The sequence below is a fragment of the Polaromonas sp. 39-63-25 genome (genome assembly GCF_002278925.1).
In the GTDB taxonomy this organism is placed as follows: Bacteria; Pseudomonadota; Gammaproteobacteria; order Burkholderiales; family Burkholderiaceae_C; genus Polaromonas.
This window is the reverse complement of record NZ_NCJH01000006.1, coordinates 156,116-175,834: the sequence shown is the minus strand read 5'-3', so window position 1 is coordinate 175,834 and position 19,719 is coordinate 156,116. Positions and strand designations below refer to the sequence as shown.

The window sequence follows — 19,719 nt, the reverse complement described above, 5'->3', positions numbered from 1 at the left end:
AGTCGCAGAGCAGTCTGGGCGTAGGCGCGTGGATGGGGCGAGTCGGGGTCTGACAGGTGTTTGCTACAAAAAAAGTAGCTGCTTGCGCCCGCAGGACAAGGGCTGACGGCTGATTAATGCCTGAAAGCGGGGCCAGAAGGCGCCGCAGGCATAAAAAAATCAGTGCTGCCAGTGATGTCAAGAGGCTACCCATGTAAAGACCAGATTTCACCTGGATCCGTGTCCAGCCCGCGGGGCTGCACACATCGTATTCCGTAGTTGTATTCGCAAAACGTCGACTCGTCTGCACAACATGTTCCTGCCGCGGGGTGCCTGGCACCGTGCGCTTGCGGGCATTTGCTGCCAGTGGCGTCGACCTTCCAGCAAGGCTGTTGCAGTGGGTTGATGGGTGTGTGGACTAAACTCCCAGACAAATCAACCACTTACAGCTTGTCGCTAGTGAAACACATTATAGGCGCAGGTTCAGGTAAAACACGCCGCCCGGGTAAACCCCTGACGGCAGCGCTGCCTGACCGACCCCGATCCCCCCCGCCTTTGCAAGCACCGCCGGAACTGCCCGCAAAAGCGCCCCCCCAGGCCACGCTGGTGACAGTGGACGCTGACTTTGCGGGCCAGCGCCTGGACAACTTCCTGATCCGCCAGCTCAAGGGCGTGCCCAAGACCCACGTCTACCGCATCATCCGTAGCGGCGAAGTGCGCATCAACAAGGGCAGGGCGCAGGCCGACACCCGCATCGAGGCCGGCGACATCGTGCGCCTGCCGCCGGTGCGCACCTCGGAGCGGGCCGACGAGAAGGCCCGGGCCATGGCCGTCGAGGTGGCGCGTCACGGCGCTGCGTCCACCACAGGTGGTTACGCGCCGTCACGGGAGTTCCCCATCCTGTTTGAAGACGAGCACCTGCTGGCCATAGACAAACCGGCTGGCGTGGCCGTGCATGGCGGCAGCGGTGTGGCTTTTGGCGTGATCGAGCAGCTGCGCATGGCGCGGCCCGAGGCGAGGTTTCTGGAACTGGTCCACCGGCTGGACCGTGAGACCAGCGGCATCCTGCTGGTCGCCAAAAAGCGAATGGCGCTGAAAAACCTGCAGGAGCAGTTTCGCGAGCGCGAGACCGACAAGATTTACCTCGCGCTCGTCAGCGGCGCCTGGCCGGTCAATAAAAAAGTGCTGGACGCCTCCCTGCAGAAATATTTGCTGCCCGACGGCGAGCGTCGCGTGCGGGTGGTGGACAAGGACCATCCGGACGCCATGCGTGCGGTGACCCTGGTCAAGGTGAAGTCGGCGCTGGCTGCGGCCGGGCGCGATTTCACGCTTCTCGAAGTGACCATCAAGACCGGTCGCACGCACCAGATCCGGGTGCACCTGGCCAGTGCCGGCCACCCGATTGCCGGCGACGACAAATACGGCGACTTCGAACTGAACAAAGCCTTGCAAAAAGAAGCCGGTGGCGTCGCTCTCAAACGCATGTTTCTTCATGCCTGGCGGTTAAAGTTCACCCATCCGTCCAGCGGCAAACGTATTGACCTGCTGGCCGCGCTCCCCCCCGATCTCGAGAGTTTCACGATCCATGCCACGCCCGTCCTCCCCGCTCAACTTTGACCTGATTGCCTTCGACTGGGACGGCACGCTGTTCGATTCGACCCAAATCATCGTGCGCTGCATCCAGGCGGCGGTGCGTGACGTGGGCGGCACCGTGCCGACCAACGAAGCCGCGGGTTATGTGATCGGCCTGGGGCTGATGCAGGCGCTGGCCCATGCGGCGCCCGATGTCCCGCCCGAGAAGTACCCGGAGCTCGGCGCGCGTTACCGCCACCACTACATTGGCCACCAGAACGACATCAGCCTGTTTGACGGCGTGCTGCCGTTGCTGGCCGCGCTCAGGGCGCGCGGCCACCTCCTGAGCGTGGCGACCGGCAAGAGCCGGCACGGCCTCGACGAAGCGCTGCAGGCGGTCGAACTCAAGGGCCGGTTTGACGGCTCGCGCACCGCCGATGAAACCGCCGGCAAGCCGCACCCGCGCATGTTGCATGAGCTGATGGAAGAGTTTGGCGTGAGTCCGGAGCGTACGCTGATGATTGGCGACACCACCCACGACCTGCAGATGGCGCTCAACGCCGGCTGTGCCAGCGTCGGGGTCAGTTACGGAGCGCACGAAAGTGCGGCCTTTGACGCCCTGCAGCCACGTTTTGTTGCCCACTCCGTGCAGGACCTGCACGACTGGCTGGCCCGCCATGCCTGATCCGGACCTGGCCCTGATCCCGCTGTGCCGCATCGGTGAACTGTTGGAGAGGGGCGAGGCCGTGCCTTTCGACGTGAACTACGCAGGCCAGACCTGCCGCGCCTTTGCCGTGCGCTTCGAAGGACGGCCCCACGCCTACCTGAACCGCTGCAGCCATGTGGCGATGGAGCTGGACTGGCAGCCCAACCGGGTCTTCGACGACAGCGGCCAGTGGCTGCTGTGCGCCAGCCACGGCGCGGCCTACCGACCCGACACGGGCGAGTGCAGCGGCGGTCCCTGCCAGGGCGGGCTGGTCAAGATTGATATTTCAGAAGGCGAGGGCCTTGTTTTCTGGCACACGTCCTACAAACTTAAAACATTGGAGTTCTAAACTACCCGTATGAATGATTCAAACCGCACCGAACCGTCCGACAACCCGGATTTTGATCCAAACAGATCGTCAGCCCAGCAAACACGGGCGCAGGCAGCTCCTGAAAACGTAGCAACCAGCAAGTCCCTGAGCACCGAGCCGGGCTGGGAGCGCGCGACGCTGGAGAAGCTGGCTTTTGCCGCCCTCAACGAGCAGAAGGCCACGCGCCGCTGGAAGACCTTTGTGCGCCTGTCCTGGCTGGCCTTTTTTGTGTTCCTGGTGTGGTTTGCCATGCACCGCGGCGCGGCCACCACCAACGTCAGCGCGCCGCACACCGCGGTGGTGGAAATCAAGGGTGAGATCGCCGACGGCGCCGACGCGAGCGCCGAGTTCGTCAATGCCGCGCTGCGCGCCGCGTTTGAAGACGAGGGTGCCCAGGCGGTGGTACTGCTGATCAATTCACCCGGCGGCAGCCCGGTGCAGGCCGGCATGATGAATGACGAGATCGTGCGCCTCAAGGCCAAGTACAAAAAACCCGTTTATGCCGTGGTCGAAGAGACCTGCGCCTCGGCCGCCTATTACATTGCCGCCTCGGCCGACAGGATTTTTGTCGACAAGGCCAGCATCGTCGGCAGCATCGGCGTGTTGATGGACGGCTTTGGTTTTACCGGCCTGATGGACAAGCTGGGCGTGGAGCGCCGCCTCATGACCGCCGGCGAGAACAAGGGTTTCCTGGACCCTTTCAGCCCGCAGACCGAACAGCAGCGCGCCTACGCCCAGACCATGCTGAACCAGATCCACCAGCAGTTCATCACGGTGGTCAAAAACGGCCGCGGCAAACGCCTCAAGGAAACGCCGGAGATGTTCAGTGGCCTGTTCTGGACCGGCCAGCAGGCCATCGAGCTGGGTCTGGCGGACCAGCTGGGGTCGCTTGAATATGTGGCCCGCGAAGTCGTCAAGACCGAAGAAATCATCGACTACACGCGCCGCGAAAACGTCGCCGAACGCCTGGCCAAGAAATTTGGTGCGGCCATCGGGGACGGCGCGATCCGCACGCTGAAGACGGTTCCTGCGATTCGCTGAAACAGCGCATCCGCTGGCCGGTTGCCAGGTAAAAAAAGCCCGCTTGCTGCGGGCTTTTTTTTGTTGTCGCGCCGGTTTAGCGGCCTATGCAGAATACCGTTGGCAGGGCCAGCGGTGCAGCAGGCTTGTCGCGTTTCCAGGTGCTGACTGACGCGCTACGCGACCAGCCGCCGGGCAGGCTCAGGCCGCAGCTCAGGGCCAGCCGCGTGTTGTGTTGCAGCGTCTGCAGCAGCGCCTGCAACAGGGCGGTGTTGCGGTAGGGCGTTTCAATGAAGATCTGCGTCTGGCCGGTCTTCAGCGCCAGCGATTCGAGTTCCCGGATGCGCTGGCTGCGTTCGCCGCCGTCCTGCGGCAGGTAGCCGACAAACGCGAAATTCTGGCCGTTCAGCCCGCTGGCGGCGAGTGCCAGCACCAGCGACATCGGCCCCACCAGCGGCAATACCTGCAGGCCCAGCTCGTGCGCGGCGCGCACGACGGACGAGCCCGGGTCGGCAATGGCCGGCATGCCGGCTTCGCTGACCAGGCCGATGTCCCGGCCGACCAGCGCCGCCGCCAGCAGCGGCCGGGCGTCGAAGTTGCCGCCGTGGTCGCCTTTTTTATGCACCTCGCGCGGCAGTTCCTGGATCTGCTGCGCCTGCACCGGCTGCTGCAGCGGCACCACCTCGCCCACCCGCTTGAGGTAAGCGCGCGTGCTTTTGGCGTTTTCGCAAATCCAGCAGGAAAGAGTCGCAGCAATTTGCAGCGTGCCCAGCGGCATCACGTCCTGCAACGGGGCCTGCACGTCACAGCCGAAATCCAGCGGCGCGGGTACCAGGTAAAGCCGGCCTTTGGCGGTGCCGGTCATGGTTTTCCCCTGCGTGCCGGCAGCAGCGGGATGCCGGCGGCCTGGATCATCCGGCAGGTGCGTATCAGGGGCAGGCCGACCAGGGCGGTCGGGTCGTCGTTCTCGATGGCCTCCAGCAGGGCGATGCCCAGCCCTTCGCTTTTGGCGCTGCCGGCGCAGTCGTAAGGCTGCTCGGCCTGCAGGTAGTTTTCGATTTCCTCATCGCCGAGTACGCGAAACTGCACTTTCACCGCTGCCAGGTCGGTCTGTTCAAACCCGCTTTGCAGGCAGACCACGGCCACGGCGGTCTGGAACACCACGCTCTGGCCGCTCATCTGGCGAAGCTGGGCGACGGCGTTGGCATGGTTGCCGGGCTTGCCGAGGGCTTGGCCCTTGAGGTCGGCGACCTGGTCGGACCCGATCACCACCGCATCGGGAAAAGCCGCGGCCACGGCACGCGCCTTGGCCAGGGCCAGCCGCCGGGCCAGGGGCGCCGGGGCTTCGCCAGGCATTGGGGTTTCATCGACCGCGGGGGAGGCCACCTCAAAGGGAATCTGCAGGCGTTGCAGCAGTTCACGGCGGTAGGGCGAGGTCGAGCCCAGGATCAGGCGGCGCGCTGTTGGGGGGTGGGCGCCGTTGCGGGCATCGGGAGAAGGTGCAGGGTTCATGCGTCGATTCTCTTACACTGCTGCCATGTCCAGACATCTTCACGCCCGCCGGCTCAACATGCAGGCCTTCGCCCAGGAGGGCCAACCGCTCGTCGAGCGCACGCCACTATCAAATATGGAGCGCCTGGCGCAGGAGCTGCATGGGCTGGCGCCCGATTTGGCTGTTAACTGGCAGGCGCGGGCCGAGCTGCGGCCGCACGCGGGTGCTGAAGACGAGGTCTGGCTGCACCTGCAGGCCAGCGCGACCCTACCGCTGACCTGCCAGCGCTGCATGGGCGCAGTGCCCACCGCGCTGGACGTGGACCAGTGGTACCGCTTTGTGGCCGATGAAGACATTGCCATGGCCGAGGACGACCAGTCCGAAGAGGACCTGCTGGTGATGGCGCCGCAATTTGACCTGCTGGCCGTGGTCGAGGACGAACTGCTGATGGCCCTGCCGCTGGTGCCCATGCACGAGACCTGTCCGGTGGCACCGGTGTTCAGTGCCGGCGAGGGCGAACTGGCGCAGCAGGAAGACGCCAAACCTCACCCTTTTGCCGCCCTGGCGCAGCTGAAAAAGAAAAAATAACCAGAAATCGCGCTGTGGAGCAAAGCCCGCCGGCACTGTGCAGGCAGGCTGTTCCAGACGGTTGTTGGAGAGGGTTTTCAGAGGGGATGGCGCCTGCTTGGTAACGCTTACTGGAAAAGTCGGCCGTATCGCGCTATAATCAAAGGCTTGGCGCCAAGACCCGCTCACGGGTTTTGTGCGTAATTTACCCACCCTATACCCCCTCAGGAGCGGATCATGGCCGTCCAGCAGAACAAAAAATCACCTTCCAAGCGCGGCATGCACCGTGCGCACAACGCTTTGACCGTTCCGGGCATTGCTGTCGAGTCCACCACCGGTGAGACGCACCTGCGTCATCACATCAGCCCCACCGGTTTCTACCGTGGCCGCAAGGTGCTGAAAACAAAATCCGAAGCGTAATTTCGCGCTTTAACGACTGGCCCGCACTCATCCTGCGGGCCTTTGTTTTGTTGAATTCCCATTTCCTGACTGCACCGGTCCTGCCATGATCAGGATAGCTGTCGACGCCATGGGTGGTGATGTCGGCCCGCAGGTCACCGTGCCCGCCAGTCTGTCCTTCCTGGACGGCCACCCCGAAGCGGCCATCCTGCTGGTAGGCCAGCCTGCCGTGCTGGCGGCCCATCCGCTGTTTCCCCGTCTTCAGGCTCATTCGCGCTGCCAGGTGGTCGCTGCCACCGAGGTGGTGACCATGGACGATCCGATCGAAGTCGCCCTGCGGCGCAAGAAGGACTCGTCCATGCGGGTGGCGATTGCGCAGGTCAAGGATGGCGCCGCGCAAGCCGCAGTCTCGGCTGGCAACACCGGCGCGCTGATGGCCATTTCGCGCTACATCCTCAAGACACTGGACGGCATTGACCGCCCTGCGATTGCCGGGCAAATCCCCAACGCCAAGGGCGGCGCCACCACGGTGCTGGACCTCGGGGCCAATGTCGACTGCACGGAAGACCATCTGTTCCAGTTTGCGGTCATGGGTTCTGCCCTGGTCGCGGCCATCGCCGACAAATCCAACCCCAGCGTGGGGCTGCTCAATATCGGCGAAGAGGCGATAAAAGGCAGTGAAACAATTAAAAAAGCTGGTGAATTGCTGCGATCTGCTGCTAAAAGTGGCGATCTTAATTTTTACGGCAATGTCGAGGGCAACGATATCTTCAAGGGTGTGGTGGACATCGTGGTTTGTGATGGTTTTGTCGGTAATGTGGCCCTCAAGGCCAGTGAAGGTCTGGCTAGCATGATTGGTGGTTTCATCAAGGCGGAGTTTTCGCGCAATATTTTTACAAAAATTGCAGCTATCGTTGCTTATCCGGTGTTATCTGCGTTTAAAAATCGGGTTGATCACCGACGTTACAACGGGGCAGCCTTGTTGGGCCTGCGTGGGCTGGTCTTCAAGAGCCACGGTTCGGCCGACGTCTTCGCCTTCGAGCAGGCCCTGAATCGGGCTTATGATGCAGCTCGCAACAATTTGCTGGACCGGGTGAGGGAACGCATTGCTCACGCGGCGCCGCTGCTGGCCACGGCCGGTGCGCCGCCTGCGGAACCCCCAGTCGTTCCGGCGCAGGCTGAACTGGCCGCCTCTGGCGCCGCACACTAAGTTATTCATGAGCCCTTATTCACGTATCACAGGCACCGGCAGCTATCTGCCGCCGCGCCGTCTGAGCAATGCCGAGCTGGCCGCCGAACTGGCGGCGCAGGGGGTTGAAACCTCCGACGACTGGATTGTCGAGCGCACCGGCATCCGTGCCCGCCACTTTGCCGAGCCCGGTGTCTGCAGCAGCGACCTGGGGGTGGAAGCCGCCAAAAACGCCCTGCAGGCCGCCGGACTCCAGCCCGGCGACATCGACCTGATCATCGTGGCCACGTCGACGCCCGACATGGTGTTTCCTTCGGCAGCCTGCATCCTGCAGAACAAACTCGGCATCGCCGGCTGCCCGGCGTTTGACGTGCAGGCGGTCTGCAGCGGCTTTGTGTATGCGCTGACCATTGCCGACGCCCTGATCAAGACCGGCTCCGCCAGCAAGGCGCTGGTCATTGGCGCCGAGGTGTTTTCGCGCATTCTCGATTTTTCGGACCGCACCACCTGCGTGCTGTTTGGTGACGGCGCCGGCGCTGTGGTGCTGGAGGCGTCCGAGACGCCCGGCATCCTGGCCAGCGACCTGCACGCCGATGGCAAACACGTCGGCATCTTGTGTGTGCCGGGCACCGTGTCCGGCGGCAAGGTGCTGGGTGATCCGCTGCTCAAGATGGACGGGCAGGCCGTTTTCAAACTCGCGGTCGGTGTTCTCGAAGATGCGGCGCGTGCAACCCTGGTCAAGGCCGGCCTGCAGGAGAGCGACATTGACTGGCTGGTTCCCCACCAGGCCAACATCCGCATCATGCAGGGCACCGCCAAGAGGCTCAAGATGTCCATGGACAAGGTCATCGTCACGGTGGACCAGCACGGCAACACCTCAGCAGCCTCCATTCCGCTGGCGCTTGACGTGGCGGTGCGCAGTGGCCAGATCAAAAAAGGGGAGACGCTGCTGCTCGAAGGGGTTGGCGGTGGCTTCACCTGGGGCGCGGTACTCCTGAATCTATAGCGGCTTGCGCCCGTTCCATCAGGGCGGGAAGCTGTTTTTATCGATACTTTTATGAAACCTTTTGCTTTTGTTTTTCCCGGACAGGGTTCGCAGGCCGTCGGCATGCTCGACGCCTGGGGCGAGCATCCGGCCGTGCGGGATACGCTGCGGGAGGCCTCGGATGCGCTGGGCGAGGACCTGGCCCAGCTGATCAGCCAGGGCCCCAAGGAGGCGCTGGGCCTGACCACCAACACGCAACCCGTGATGCTGGTGGCAGGTGTGGCGGCATACCGTGCCTGGATGGCCGAGACCGGCGCCGCGCCGGCGGTGGTCGCCGGGCATTCGCTCGGTGAATATTCCGCGCTGGTGGCTTCGGGTGTGCTGAGTCTCGCGCAGGCTGCGCCGCTGGTGCGCTTTCGCGCGCAGGCCATGCAGGAGGCGGTGCCTGTGGGTATCGGTGCGATGGCGGCCATTCTGGGCATGGAAGCGTCCCGTGTGATTGAAGGTTGCGCTGAAGCCGTTCGCAGTTTTGGCCTGAACACCGCGGAAGTGGTGGAGGCCGTCAACTTCAACGACCCGATGCAGACTGTGATTGCCGGCAGCAAGGCGGCCGTGGAAAAAGCCTGCGAAGTCCTCAAGGCCAACGGTGCCAAGCGGGCCTTGCCGCTGCCGGTGTCGGCACCGTTTCACTCCAGCCTCATGAAGCCCGCGGCGGACAGGCTCCGGGAAAAACTGGCGGCTACGGCCTTCGCTGCGCCGCAGATCCCGGTGATCAACAACATTGCGGTCGCTGTCGAAACCGATCCCGACCGTATCCGCGCAGCCCTCTACGAGCAGGCCTTCGGACCGGTGCGCTGGGTCGAATGTGTGCAGGCCATCAAGGCGCGCGGCATCACCACGGTGGTCGAATGCGGGCCCGGCAAGGTGCTCGCCGGCATGGTCAAACGTATCGATGCGGACATGACGGGCATGGCCCTGTTTGATCCGGACAGCCTGGCGCAGGCGAAGGAGGCACTGGTATGAGCGAGGTCAAATTTGAAGGTCAGGTAGCCCTGGTCACCGGCGCCTCGCGCGGGATCGGCGCGGCGATTGCGCTGGAACTGGCGCAACGCGGCCTGAAAGTGATTGGCACGGCCACCACGGACGATGGTGCCGCCAAAATCAGCCAGGCGCTGGCTGCTTTTCCCGGTTGTGCCGGTAAAAATCTCAACGTCAATGACGCAGCGGCCGCCGAGGCGCTGATCGATGCCATCGTCAAGGAATATGGCGGGCTGCAGGTGCTGGTCAACAATGCCGGCATCACGCGCGACATGCTGGCCATGCGCCTGAAGGACGATGACTGGGACGCGGTGCTGGACACCAACCTCAAGGCGGTGTTCCGCATGAACCGTGCCGTGATGCGCACCATGATGAAGCAGCGTTATGGCCGCATCATCAGCATCACCTCGGTGGTGGGCGCTTCCGGCAACGCCGGCCAGGCCAATTACGCAGCGGCCAAGGCTGGCGTGGCAGGCATGACACGTGCGCTGGCCCGCGAGCTCGGCAGCCGCAACATCACCGTCAACTGCGTCGCACCAGGCTTTATTGAAACCGACATGACGGCAGGTTTGCCCGAGGAACAACAGAAGGCGCTGCTGGGACAGATTCCGCTGGGGCACCTGGGCAAGCCGCAGGACATCGCGCATGCGGTGGCCTTTGTAGCGAGCCCGCAGGCCGGCTACATCACCGGGCAGGAGCTTCACGTCAACGGCGGGATGTACATGTAAACCATCCGGCGGCTGCCGATCTGCCCTGCGTCACCAGGATCATGAATAATGGTGACGCATGCAGCCTGCAGGCACCGGACCACAAGCCGGGTTTTATCCGTCCGGCTGGCGGGTTGGGAAATCAACCCCAACAACGCTAAAATCACGGATTAATTCACAACCCTCAGAGGGAACTATGAGCGATATCGAAGCACGTGTTAAGAAAATCATTGCCGAGCAACTTGGCGTGGAAGAAGGCCAGGTCACCAGCGAAAAAGCCTTTGTGGCCGATCTGGGCGCTGACTCGCTTGACACCGTAGAACTGGTCATGGCTCTGGAAGACGAGTTTGGCATCGAGATCCCCGACGAAGACGCCGAGAAGATCACCACCGTTCAGAACGCGATTGACTACGCGAACACCCATCAAAAAGCCTAAAGACTCCGGTCTTTTTTCAGCTCGCTCGAAAGGCCTTTGGTCTTTCGGGACTTTCTTCAGGATTTGCGCATGAGCCGTCGTCGCGTCGTTGTGACAGGTCTGGGTTGTGTCAGCCCGGTGGGTAACACCGTGGCCGACTCCTGGGCCAATGTACTTGCCGGAACGCCCGGCATTGACCTGATCACGCAATTTGATGCAAGCAGCTTCGCCTGCAAATTTGCAGGTGAGGTCAAGGGCTTCGACATCACGGATTACATCCCTGAAAAAGAAGCCCGGCACATGGACCGCTTCATTCACCTGGGTCTGGCCGCGGCCTGCCAGGCGGTGGCCGACAGCGGCTTGCCCACGGGCGATGCGCTGGACGAAGAGCTGGCGACGCGCATCGGCTGCAACATCGGCTCGGGCATTGGCGGTTTGCCGATGATCGAGCAGACGCACACCGAGCTGATCAACCGGGGTCCGCGCCGGATTTCCCCATTTTTTGTGCCGGCCTCGATCATCAACATGATCTCCGGGCATGTGTCGATCAAGTTTGGCTTCAAGGGCCCCAACATTGCCGTTGTGACGGCCTGTACCACCGGCCTGCATGCGATCGGCCTGTCGGCACGCATGATCGAGCATGGTGATTGCGACGTCATGGTGGCCGGCGGTGCGGAGGCGACGGTGTCGCCGCTGGGGGTGGGCGGTTTTGCCGCAGCCCGTGCCCTGTCGACCCGCAACGAAGACCCGAAGACGGCATCGCGTCCCTGGGACAAGGACCGGGACGGCTTTGTGCTCGGCGAGGGCGGCGGTGTGCTGGTGCTCGAAGAGTACGAACACGCCAAGGCGCGCGGCGCGAAGATTTACGCCGAGGTGATCGGTTTCGGCATGAGCGGTGACGCGTATCACATGACCACGCCGGACGTGAACGGCCCGCGCCGTTCCATGGACATGGCCCTCAAGGACGCTGGCGTCAATGCCAGCGACGTGCAGTACCTCAATGCGCACGGCACCTCGACACCGCTGGGTGACCTGAACGAGACGAATGCCATCAAGGCCGCGTTTGGCGACCATGCCAAAAACCTGGTGGTGAGTTCGACCAAGTCCATGACCGGGCACCTGCTCGGTGGCGCCGGCGGCATCGAGTCGGTGTTTACCGTGCTGGCACTGCATCACCAGAAAATTCCGCCGACCATCAATATCTTCAACCAGGATCCCGAGTGCGATCTGGACTACTGCGCGAACACGGCCCGTGATGCCAACATCGAGGTGGCTGTCAAAAACAACTTCGGTTTTGGCGGCACCAACGGGACGCTGGTGTTCAAGCGCGTCTGAGGCCCTTCCCCATTCCACACGCCCGGCCGCACCTGATTCCCATCACTTCGCACCCTGACCATGCATAACGCCCCGCCGGTTACTTACCCGCTGGGGCGTTCGCTTTTTCAGGGCATTGCCGTGCTGGGCCTCTGGCTCGCCGGGGCCGGCGTGCTGGCCCTGTGGTGGCGTGCTGCACCCGCAGCGGACTGGCGCTTGTGGACGGCTCTGGCCGCCGTGCTGGCTGCCGGTGTGGCTGCTGGCTGGGCATGGCTTCATTCGCCGATTGGCCAACTGCACTGGGACGGGCAGGACTGGCGCTGGGAAAGCCAGGGTTACCAGTCAGGCACACCGGTGCGTGATCTGGTGGTCGCACTCGATCTGCAGCGCACCATGCTGCTGCGGCTGGAAAACCAGGACCACGCCACCCTGTGGCTCTGGGCGGGCCGTTCGGCCCAGCCCGAGCGCTGGCTGGATTTGCGCCGCGCCGTACACGCGCAGCACAGGCCGTCTGCGGACCTGGTGCCGTGGGACGCCAGCTCTCCCGTGACCATCTCTGACTTTCCGGCGCAGTCTCCTTCGCTGCGCTCCGGTTCATGAGTACCGACGAGTCCCCGCAGGAGCCGGCCGCGCCAAGCGACAGCGATGCCATGCTGGTCGAGCGCACTGTCGCGGGGGACCAGAAGGCCTTTGAGCTGCTGGTCATCAAGTACCAGCGCCGCATCCAGCGCCTGATCGGGCGCATGGTGCGTGATGTGGACCTGGTCGAGGACATTGCCCAGGAAACCTTCATTCGTGCCTACCGCGCGCTTGCCCAGTTCAGGGGCGAAGCCCAGTTCTACACCTGGCTGTACCGCATCGCTGTCAATACCGCCAAAAAGGCCTTGATGGAGCTCAAGCGCGACCCCACGGTGTCAGAGAATTCCTTCAAATCCGGCCAAAGCGATGAAAGCGATGAAACTTCCCCGCTGGAAAACGAACTAATCAGTTCGGAAACGCCCGAAGCCGTGCTGGCCGGCAAGGAGATCGCGCAAATGGTCAACGCCGCCATGGAGGCTTTGCCCGAGGAGTTGCGCCAGGCCATCACGCTGCGGGAAATTGAAGGGCTGAGTTATGAAGAGATTGCGGAAGTCATGAACTGCCCGATCGGCACCGTGCGGTCGCGGATTTTCAGGGCCCGGGAAGCGATCTCTTCCAGGATCAAGCCCTTGCTGGAAAACCAGTCCGGCAAGCGCTGGTAGTTTGTCGAGAAGTAGCGACGAGCCGATGCAAGCCAGAGTAAACGACAGAGTAAACGATTGAAACCGGCAGACCCAAGCTGCCCATGGACACCATGAAACCGATGACGCAACACAGTGAGTTGATCTCCGCCCTGGCTGACGGCCAGCTGGCAAGCGAGGACTTTGCCCGTGCGCTGGCGGCCTGCGAGGCCGATGCCCAGGCGCTGGACAGCTGGAACACCTATCACCTGATTGGCGATGTGTTGCGTTCGCCGGAACTGAGCCCGCACGCAGCGGATACGGCCTTTATGGCGCGCCTGCGGGTGCGCCTGAGCCAGGAGCCGGTCATCGTTGCTGCGCCGGCTCTGCCGGAAGTACGTCACGCGCCGGGCGGGCGAGCCGGATGGACCGTAGGCGAAGCCGCCAACGACGCCAGCTTCCCCTGGAAGCTGGTGGCGGGGTTTGCGTCCGTCGCTGCGGTGGCGGCGATTGCCTGGAATGCCGGCGCCGGCCTGCTGTCGCCTTCGGCTGCACCGCAACTGGCCCGCTCGGAGCCTGCTGCGCAGCAGGTGCTGGTGGTGTCGGAGCGGGGGACCCTGGTGCGCGATGCGAGGACGCAGGAACTGCTGGCGGCCCACCGGCAACTGGGTGGCGCGTCGGCCCTGCAGATGCCCTCGGGCTTCCTGCGAAACGCCACCTTCGAGTCGCCCCAGGGCGAGCGTCGCTGACGTGGCTAGCACAGGCAAGACCAGGCCGGTTCATCCCATGAATTTCAGCTATTTTCGCCCGCTGGCCCTTGCTGCGTGTGCGCTATTTGCTGCAAATTATGTAGCGGCCCAGGCCCCGGCACCCGCAGCAACAGCAGCAGCACCGGGCCAGGCTGCGGAGCCCAGGAGCATCAACGATTGGTTGATGCGCATGCATGAAGCCTCCAGAAACCGGTCTTACGTGGGCACTTTTGTGGTGTCCTCCGGCGGCGTCATGTCCAGCGCGAAGATCTGGCATGTCTGCGACGGAACCCAGCAGATCGAAAAGGTCGAGACCCTGACCGGGGCCCCGCGTACTGTTTTCCGGCACAACGACCAGGTCGTGACCTTCATGCCCGACCAGAAGGTGGTGCGTGCCGAAAAGCAGGAGTCGCTGGGCCTTTTTCCCCAACTGCTCAAGTCCACCGACAGCCACATCGCCGATTTCTACAAGGCCCGACACGAGGGCAGCGAGCGGGTGGCAGGGGTGGAGGCCGACATCGTCGCCCTGATTCCCCGCGACACGATGCGCTTCGGCTACCGCGTCTGGGCCGAACAGAAGAAGGGCATGGTCGTCAAGCTGCAGACGCTCGATGCCGATGGCAAGGTGCTGGAGCAGGCGGCTTTTTCGGAATTGCAGCTCGATGCGCCGGTCAGGATCGACAAGCTGGCGCAAATGATGGCCAAGGTCGATGGCTACCGGGTCGAAAAACCGGGACTGGTCAAGACCACGGCCAGCGCCGAAGGCTGGGTGATGAAAACGCCGGTGCCGGGCTTTCAGTCCATGAGTTGCTACAAGCGCCCGCTCGCGGGGCAGTCGGGAAGCGAGCCCATGCAGTGGGTTTTTTCGGACGGCCTGGCGTCGGTATCGATTTTTGTCGAGTCGTTTGATGCCCAGCGCCCTCTCCGGGAATCCAGGGTGTCCCTGGGGGCCACGCAGTCGCTGACCCGGCGTGTCGACGCTTACTGGCTGACAGTGATGGGCGAGGTGCCCATGGCCACCCTGAGCCTGTTTGCCAATGGTCTTGAACGCAGGAAATAGCGCACCCATGTCGTCCTGGCCCTTGCCTGTTGTCGCGGGCCGGCCGGCACCTGATTCAACACGCGGGTTTCTCTTCTTTCCCGACAATTTTTTCAAAGGCTGATGATGTTTATATTGAACTGGAAACAAGGTCGCTCCTGCCTCGTCGCCGGTACGCTGGCGTTGGGCACCGTCCTGGCCGTGATGCCTGTGCAGCCGGTGATGGCGCAAGTCAGGACCCTGCCGGACTTCACGGACCTGGTCGAAGCGGTCGGTCCTTCGGTCGTCAACATCCGGACCGTTGAAAAAGTCAAGGCCGGAGCAGCCGGCAGCGCCGACGAGCAGATGCTGGAATTTTTCCGGCGCTTCGGCATTCCGGTGCCGCCCAACATGCCGCGCACACCCAAGCCGGACCGTGGCCAGCCTGACGAAGAGCAGCCGCGCGGCGTGGGTTCGGGATTCATCCTCAGCACCGACGGGCTGGTCATGACCAATGCCCATGTCGTCGAAGGCGCCGATGAGGTGCTGGTGACGCTGACGGACAAGCGCGAGTTCAAGGCGAAGATCATCGGTACCGACAAGCGCACCGACGTGGCTTTGGTCAAAATCGAGGCCGCGGGCTTGTCGGCCGTGAAAATCGGCGATATCAGCCGCCTGAAAGTAGGGGAGTGGGTCATGGCGATCGGTTCGCCTTTCGGCCTTGAGAACACGGTGACCGCCGGCATTGTGAGCGCCAAGCAGCGCGACACCGGCGACTACCTGCCTTTCATCCAGACCGATGTGGCGATCAATCCGGGCAACTCGGGCGGCCCGCTGATCAACATGCGTGGCGAGGTGGTGGGTATCAACAGCCAGATCTACTCGCGCTCCGGTGGCTTCCAGGGCATCTCGTTTGCCATTCCAATTGACGAGGCCACCCGCGTGGCCGACCAGTTGCGCACCAATGGACGGGTGACGCGCGGTCGCATCGGCGTGCAGATCGACCAGGTCAGCAAGGACGTGGCGGAGTCCATCGGACTGGGCAAACCGCAAGGTGCGCTGGTGCGCGGCGTCGAAGCCGGATCGCCTGCGGAAAAAGCCGGGATCGAAGCGGGCGACATCATCACCAGATTTGAGGGCAAGGTGATTGACCGGGCAACCGACCTGCCGCGTATGGTGGGCAATGTGAAGCCCGGTACCAAAACCACGATCACCGTCTTCAGGCGCGGCAGTACCCGGGACTTCAACGTGACGATTGCCGAGGTGGAGGCAGAAAAGCCGGTGCGCAAGGCCCAGGCACCCGAGAGCAAAGCACCGGTGGCCGGACCGGCGCAGGTGATCGGGTTGGTGGTCAGCGAGTTGCCCGAGGCCCTGAAGAAGGAGCTCAAGCTCAAGGGCGGCGTCAAGGTGGATGCGAGTGAGGGCGCCGCCGCGCGCGCCGGCTTGCGTGAGGGCGATGTGATTCTGGCGATTGCAAACACGGAGGTCACCAGCGTCAAGGACTTTGAAGCGGTGCTGGCCAAAACCGACAAGAGCAAGGTGATCAACGTGCTGTTCCGGCGCGGCGACGTGGCGCAGTTCGCGCTGATCCGTCCCTTGCGTTAAGGGCTGCGAGGGGTGGGCAACCATGCCCGCCGACTGCGCAGAAGCCTGTCCTGGCAGCCCCCATACCCTGACGGGCTTGGGGGTTTTGCCTGAAATGCCGCCTGACCGGCATGTCAAAAAAATATTTTTTCCCTGCTCCCGGGCTCGACGAATGTTTGCGTCTGCTAACTTGAGATTTGGCTAATGAGCGATTTGGGTAGAATGGAAGCCATATTCCGGATCATTCCGATATATCAAGCGTTGAAAAAACCGCTACGCTGCATGAATTGGCACGATTCACTGCTGATCCACAGATCACCCACATGTTGTCCATAGGCTCTCAGTTAAAATTGTGAATAACTTGTGCATAAGATTCATGTTGCTGCCCTGCAACGAGAAAAATTTGGCAATTTCGAGGCTATGCGTGGTCGGCTTTTTGCCTACAATGAAGCTTCCAACTATCGCAGTTGCCATAGATTGTTGGTTCAGGGCGCGTCACAAGTGACGCGCCCTTTTTTATGGCTTTCGCGAATTGACCGCGGGCTCTTCGCAATACTTTCAAGCACTTAGGCGTTCCCTTTGATGAATCACATCAGAAATTTTTCGATCATTGCGCACATTGATCACGGCAAATCCACGCTGGCCGATCGCATCATCCAGCGTTGCGGCGGATTGCAGGATCGCGAGATGAGCGCGCAGGTGCTCGACTCCATGGATCTGGAAAAGGAGCGTGGGATAACCATCAAGGCGCAGACCGCCGCGCTCAAATACAAGGCCCTCGACGGCCAGGTTTACAACCTCAATCTGATCGACACGCCCGGCCACGTCGACTTCTCGTATGAAGTGAGCCGCTCGCTGTCGGCCTGCGAAGGTGCGCTGCTGGTGGTCGATGCGAGCCAGGGTGTGGAAGCGCAGACCGTGGCCAACTGCTACACCGCACTCGACCTCGGCGTGACGGTGGTGCCGGTGCTCAACAAGATGGATTTGCCGCAGGCCGATCCGGAAAACGCGAAGCAGGAAATCGAGGACGTGATCGGCATCGATGCCACTGACGCGATTCCCTGCAGCGCCAAGACCGGCATGGGCATCGACGAAATCCTGGAGGCGGTGATTGCCCGCATCCCGCCGCCGCAGGGCAACCCGGACGGGCCGCTGCGCGCGATGATTGTCGACAGCTGGTACGACGCCTATGTGGGTGTCGTGATGCTGGTGCGTGTGGTGGACGGCCGGCTGGTCAAGGGCGAGCGCATCAAGCTGATGGCCAGCGAGGCGACTTACAACGCCGACCAGCTGGGGGTTTTCACGCCGCATACCGAGCCGCGTCCCGCGCTGGAAGCGGGCGAGGTCGGCTTCATCATTGCCGGCATCAAGGAACTTCAGGCGGCGCGGGTCGGCGACACCGTGACGCTGATCAGGCCGGGCACCGGCGGCGCGGCCGCCACCGCCACCGAGGCCTTGCCCGGCTTCAAGGAAATCCAGCCGCAGGTGTTTGCCGGTCTGTACCCGACCGAAGCCAGCGAGTACGACTCGCTGCGCGACGCGCTGGAAAAGCTCAAGCTCAACGATGCGTCCCTGCATTACGAACCGGAAGTCAGCCAGGCGCTGGGTTTTGGCTTTCGCTGCGGTTTCCTGGGCCTGTTGCACATGGAGATCGTGCAGGAGCGGTTGGAACGCGAGTTCGACCAGGACCTGATCACGACCGCGCCCAGCGTGGTCTACCAGGTGCTCAAGGCCGACGGCGAGATCATCATGGTCGAAAACCCGTCGAAAATTCCCGATGCCGGCAGGGTCAACGAAATCCGCGAGCCCATCGTGACCGTGCACCTGTACATGCCGCAGGAGTACGTGGGCGCCGTCATGACGCTGGCCAACCTCAAACGCGGCGTGCAGCTCAACATGGCTTACCACGGCAAGCAGGTCATGCTGACCTACGAAATGCCGCTGGGCGAGATCGTGCTGGACTTCTTCGACAAGCTCAAATCGGTCTCGCGCGGCTACGCGTCCATGGATTACGAGTTCAAGGAGTTCCGGGCGTCCGACGTGGTCAAGGTCGACATCCTGCTCAACGGCGAGAAGGTCGATGCGCTGTCCATCATTGTTCACCGCAGCCAGTCGGCCTACCGCGGCCGTGCGGTGGTGGCCAAGATGCGCGAGATCATTTCCCGCCAGCAGTTCGACGTCGCGATCCAGGCCGCCATCGGGGCCAACATCATTGCGCGTGAGACAATCAAGGCGCTGCGCAAGAACGTGATTGCCAAGTGTTACGGTGGCGACATTTCACGCAAGAAAAAGCTTCTTGAAAAACAAAAAGCGGGAAAAAAACGCATGAAACAAATCGGTTCGGTGGAAGTCCCCCAGGAGGCCTTCCTCGCCATCCTGCAGGTAGAAGAATAATGCTGGGTTTCATGAGTACGCTCACCGCGCTGGTGCTGATCCTGTTTGCCGGTTACGGCGGCGCCTGGTACATGGGCATGGTGGAAGGCAACTTCTCCCTGCTGCTGTTTCTGGCGACCGTGGTGACGGGCCTTTACTGGCTGGCCGAGAAGTTTTACTTCTGGCCCCAGCGCCGCAAGGCGGCCGAAATCATCGAGCAGGAGGCGGTCCGGCGCCGCAGCGAACTGGCCGCCCGCGGCATCAGCCAGGTCGATGGCAACATCGAGGAGGCCCGGGCGAGGGTTATCATGCAGCCTTGGTGGCTGGACTGGACCGCCGGGCTTTTCCCGGTCATCGTGGTCGTGTTTCTGTTGCGTTCTTTCCTGTTCGAGCCTTTCAAGATCCCGTCGGGCTCCATGATTCCGACCATGCTGGTGGGCGACCTGATCCTCGTCAACAAATTCCATTACGGCGTGCGGCTTCCGGTCATCAACCTCAAAATCGTTGACAACAACAGCCCGCAGCGCGGCGATGTGATGGTGTTCCGTTACCCGCCCCAGCCCAGCCTGGACTACATCAAGCGGGTGGTCGGTGTGCCCGGTGACGAGGTGGCCTACCTGAACAAAAAACTCACCATCAACGGCAAGCCTGTATCCAAGGTGGCGCTGCCTGATTTTTTTGACGAAGACGCCCTGCGTTACGCCAAGCAGTTCCAGGAAACCAGCGGCAACAAGCCCTACCGCGTGCTCAATGACGAGGACCGGCCGGCCTTTATTGCCGGCGCAGCCGACTTTCCCTATCGGCAAAATTGCCGTTACAGTAGCGAGGGCGTGGTTTGCAAGGTGCCGCAGGGGCACTATTTCATGATGGGCGACAACCGCGACAATTCGCTGGATTCGCGTTACTGGGGTTTTGTGCCCGAGGCCAACATCGTCGGCAAGGCCTTTTTTGTCTGGATGAATTTTGGTAACCTCAAACGCATCGGCAAGGTGGACTGAGGGATGATCCGGGCTGGCCCTGCCGGCAAGGCAGGGGCGGCGCGG

General features: G+C 62.5%; 21 protein-coding genes. 19 read left to right on the top strand and 2 right to left on the bottom strand.

Features of this window, described 5'->3' with window-relative positions; translation table 11 throughout:
* The first annotated feature begins 438 nt into the window (after positions 1-438).
* The 4 genes from B7X65_RS07445 to B7X65_RS07430 are packed head-to-tail and all read left to right on the top strand — an operon-like array spanning position 439 to position 3,668.
* Positions 439-1,596 (top strand): RluA family pseudouridine synthase, encoded by a 1,158-nt coding sequence (locus B7X65_RS07445; RefSeq protein ID WP_324488541.1) that lies wholly within the window; start codon positions 439-441, stop codon positions 1,594-1,596.
* Positions 1,565-2,236 carry an HAD-IA family hydrolase gene (locus B7X65_RS07440; protein WP_293593657.1) on the top strand — a complete coding sequence of 224 codons (672 nt, stop codon included), beginning with the start codon at positions 1,565-1,567 and terminating at the stop codon, positions 2,234-2,236. Before B7X65_RS07445 ends, B7X65_RS07440 begins: the two co-directional genes overlap by 32 nt.
* Positions 2,229-2,606, top strand: coding sequence for a Rieske 2Fe-2S domain-containing protein (locus B7X65_RS07435; protein ID WP_293593656.1), 378 nt, complete (start codon positions 2,229-2,231; stop codon positions 2,604-2,606). The genes B7X65_RS07440 and B7X65_RS07435 overlap by 8 nt, the downstream gene beginning before the upstream one ends.
* A 9-nt stretch (positions 2,607-2,615) precedes the next feature.
* Complete coding sequence (locus tag B7X65_RS07430) at positions 2,616-3,668, top strand: S49 family peptidase (RefSeq protein ID WP_293593655.1); 1,053 nt, start codon at positions 2,616-2,618, stop codon at positions 3,666-3,668.
* A gap of 76 nt (positions 3,669-3,744) precedes the next feature.
* Here the strand turns inward: B7X65_RS07430 and B7X65_RS07425 are convergent, their stop codons facing one another.
* Positions 3,745-4,512 carry an SAM-dependent methyltransferase gene (locus B7X65_RS07425; RefSeq protein WP_293593654.1) on the bottom strand — a complete coding sequence of 256 codons (768 nt, stop codon included), beginning with the start codon at positions 4,510-4,512 and terminating at the stop codon, positions 3,745-3,747.
* Positions 4,509-5,159, bottom strand: a complete 651-nt coding sequence (locus B7X65_RS07420; protein ID WP_293593653.1) for a Maf family nucleotide pyrophosphatase — start codon at positions 5,157-5,159, stop codon at positions 4,509-4,511. The genes B7X65_RS07425 and B7X65_RS07420 overlap by 4 nt, the downstream gene beginning before the upstream one ends.
* A 25-nt stretch (positions 5,160-5,184) precedes the next feature.
* Here B7X65_RS07420 and B7X65_RS07415 point away from each other — a divergent pair, with 25 nt between their 5' ends.
* The 15 genes from B7X65_RS07415 to lepB all read left to right on the top strand — a co-directional run bounded on the left by B7X65_RS07415 (position 5,185) and on the right by lepB (position 19,674).
* Complete coding sequence (locus tag B7X65_RS07415) at positions 5,185-5,727, top strand: YceD family protein (RefSeq protein WP_293593652.1); 543 nt, start codon at positions 5,185-5,187, stop codon at positions 5,725-5,727.
* A 216-nt stretch (positions 5,728-5,943) separates the two neighbouring features.
* A complete protein-coding gene (gene rpmF / locus B7X65_RS07410) occupies positions 5,944-6,126 on the top strand; it encodes a 50S ribosomal protein L32 (RefSeq protein ID WP_096669354.1) in 183 nt (60 codons plus the stop codon).
* Between the two features lie 85 nt (positions 6,127-6,211).
* Positions 6,212-7,315 carry a phosphate acyltransferase PlsX gene (gene plsX, locus B7X65_RS07405; RefSeq protein ID WP_293593651.1) on the top strand — a complete coding sequence of 368 codons (1,104 nt, stop codon included), beginning with the start codon at positions 6,212-6,214 and terminating at the stop codon, positions 7,313-7,315.
* A gap of 7 nt (positions 7,316-7,322) precedes the next feature.
* On the top strand, positions 7,323-8,300 hold the full coding sequence (locus tag B7X65_RS07400; protein WP_293593650.1) for a beta-ketoacyl-ACP synthase III: 978 nt from the start codon (positions 7,323-7,325) through the stop codon (positions 8,298-8,300).
* A 51-nt stretch (positions 8,301-8,351) separates the two neighbouring features.
* On the top strand, positions 8,352-9,302 hold the full coding sequence (fabD, locus tag B7X65_RS07395; RefSeq protein ID WP_293593649.1) for an ACP S-malonyltransferase: 951 nt from the start codon (positions 8,352-8,354) through the stop codon (positions 9,300-9,302).
* Complete coding sequence (fabG, locus tag B7X65_RS07390; RefSeq protein ID WP_293593648.1) at positions 9,299-10,045, top strand: 3-oxoacyl-ACP reductase FabG; 747 nt, start codon at positions 9,299-9,301, stop codon at positions 10,043-10,045. Before fabD ends, fabG begins: the two co-directional genes overlap by 4 nt.
* A 175-nt stretch (positions 10,046-10,220) precedes the next feature.
* Entirely contained in the window at positions 10,221-10,460 is a 240-nt protein-coding gene (acpP, locus tag B7X65_RS07385) for an acyl carrier protein (protein WP_011484542.1), read from the top strand.
* A 69-nt stretch (positions 10,461-10,529) separates the two neighbouring features.
* Entirely contained in the window at positions 10,530-11,774 is a 1,245-nt protein-coding gene (gene fabF / locus B7X65_RS07380) for a beta-ketoacyl-ACP synthase II (RefSeq protein WP_293593647.1), read from the top strand.
* A 60-nt stretch (positions 11,775-11,834) separates the two neighbouring features.
* Positions 11,835-12,353, top strand: a complete 519-nt coding sequence (locus B7X65_RS07375) for a hypothetical protein (protein WP_293593646.1) — start codon at positions 11,835-11,837, stop codon at positions 12,351-12,353.
* Positions 12,350-12,994, top strand: coding sequence for an RNA polymerase sigma factor RpoE (gene rpoE, locus B7X65_RS07370; RefSeq protein WP_293593645.1), 645 nt, complete (start codon positions 12,350-12,352; stop codon positions 12,992-12,994). The genes B7X65_RS07375 and rpoE overlap by 4 nt, the downstream gene beginning before the upstream one ends.
* 83 nt (positions 12,995-13,077) lie before the next feature.
* Positions 13,078-13,701, top strand: a complete 624-nt coding sequence (locus B7X65_RS07365; RefSeq protein ID WP_293593644.1) for a sigma-E factor negative regulatory protein — start codon at positions 13,078-13,080, stop codon at positions 13,699-13,701.
* Between the two features lie 37 nt (positions 13,702-13,738).
* Positions 13,739-14,761 (top strand): MucB/RseB C-terminal domain-containing protein, encoded by a 1,023-nt coding sequence (locus tag B7X65_RS07360; RefSeq protein WP_293593643.1) that lies wholly within the window; start codon positions 13,739-13,741, stop codon positions 14,759-14,761.
* 105 nt (positions 14,762-14,866) lie between these two features.
* A complete protein-coding gene (locus B7X65_RS07355; protein WP_293593642.1) occupies positions 14,867-16,324 on the top strand; it encodes a DegQ family serine endoprotease in 1,458 nt (485 codons plus the stop codon).
* 561 nt (positions 16,325-16,885) lie between these two features.
* Positions 16,886-18,697 (top strand): translation elongation factor 4, encoded by a 1,812-nt coding sequence (lepA, locus tag B7X65_RS07350; protein ID WP_293593641.1) that lies wholly within the window; start codon positions 16,886-16,888, stop codon positions 18,695-18,697.
* Positions 18,697-19,674: a signal peptidase I gene (lepB, locus tag B7X65_RS07345; protein WP_293593640.1), complete on the top strand. Its 978-nt coding sequence runs from the start codon at positions 18,697-18,699 to the stop codon at positions 19,672-19,674. Before lepA ends, lepB begins: the two co-directional genes overlap by 1 nt.
* Positions 19,675-19,719: the final 45 nt, after the last annotated feature.